This window comes from Epibacterium sp. Ofav1-8, assembly GCF_022348185.1.
Classification (GTDB): domain Bacteria; phylum Pseudomonadota; class Alphaproteobacteria; order Rhodobacterales; family Rhodobacteraceae; genus Epibacterium.
On sequence record NZ_JAKRFD010000035.1, the window covers coordinates 1 to 1318 of the forward strand.

The 1318-nt window shown below is 55.3% G+C and carries 1 protein-coding gene and 1 other annotated feature; the gene reads right to left on the reverse strand.

From position 1 onward, the window contains the following. Positions 1–41: 41 nt before the first annotated feature. Positions 42–1270 (reverse strand): IS3 family transposase gene (locus MHM97_RS22685; protein ID WP_370645797.1). Its coding sequence is split into 2 segments (ribosomal slippage): positions 42–976 and positions 976–1270, totalling 1230 coding nucleotides; the frame shifts between segments, so codons are not numbered across the junction. Beyond that, positions 867–983, reverse strand: a sequence feature (AL1L pseudoknot). It overlaps the preceding gene by 117 nt. Positions 1271–1318: the final 48 nt, after the last annotated feature.

Below are 1318 nucleotides of genomic sequence, written 5' to 3' on the forward strand. Positions count from 1 at the left end.
TGAACCGCCCCGGTTTTTCCGGAGACTGTTGAGTTCGTATTTCAAGCTGCGATTTTGTCTGACTTCAAGGCTTCCTCGTATTTCTCCTCAGCTTCGATTGGCGTGATGTATCCGAGCGGCGCAAGCAGGCGCTCCTTGTTGAACCAATCGACCCATTGCAGGGTTTCCCATTCGACCTGATCTTTGGCCTTCCAAGGCCCCAGTCGATTAATGACTTCGGTTTTGAACAAGCCGATGATCGTCTCGGCCAGCGCATTGTCATAACTGTCGCCGACACTGCCGACGGATGGTTCCAGCCCGGCATCAGCCAACCGCTCTGTGTACATGATTGATACATATTGGCTGCCCCGATCAGAGTGATGGATCAGGTTTTCAGCAGGTTTGCGCGCGTGGATTGCCTGTTCCAATGCGTCCAAGACAAACTGCGTGTCCTGAGTGGTCGATGCTTTCCAACCGACAATCCGATTGGCAAAGGTATCGATGACGAAAGCCACATAGACAAAACCACGCCAGGTCGAGACGAACGTGAAGTCGGATACCCACAGCTCATTTGGCTGAGAGGCGCGGAACTGTCTGTTCACCTTATCCAACGGACATTGATCCGCAGGCTGACCATGGGTGGTTTTAACCTTCTTACCGCGCCGGACGCCTTGGATGCCAAGTTGCCGCATCAACCGCTCGACGGTACAGCGCGCGACCGCAATCTTCTCGCGCTTCATCGCATGCCACAGCTTGCGCGCGCCGTAGACGGATCGGTTCTTCTCCCAAACATCCTTCATCTCCTTGCGCAGATACGCATCCTGCTTGGCCCGATCCGAGGCGCGGTCAGGATCACGTTCGATGGCAATGCGTTCATAAAAAGTCGAAGGGGCAATCTGCAGAACCCGGCAGATCGGCTCGACCCCATGGGCGCTTCGATGATCCTTGATGAAGGCAATCATTTGCGAAACGGGCGGTCGAGCTCCGCCTGAGCAAAATACGCAGATGCTTTCTTGAGGATCTCGTTTGCCTGACGCAGCTGCCGGTTCTCGCGTTCCAGTTCCCTGATGCGGTCCCGCTCCGAAGTCGTCAAACCGTCGCGCTTGCCAGTATCCGTCTCATGCTGCTTAACCCAAATGCGCAAGCTGTCCCTGCTGCACCCAACCTTTTGCGATATCGACAATATCGCTGCCGACCTGCTGGCATATGCGCTCTCGTGATCCAAAACCAGCCGCACCGCTCTCGCGCGCAGTTCTTCTCGATAACGTCTTCCGTTCTTCGTCTTTCCCATGACCCAGTATCCTTACTTCTGGGTCTCCGGCAAACAAGGGGCGGTTCA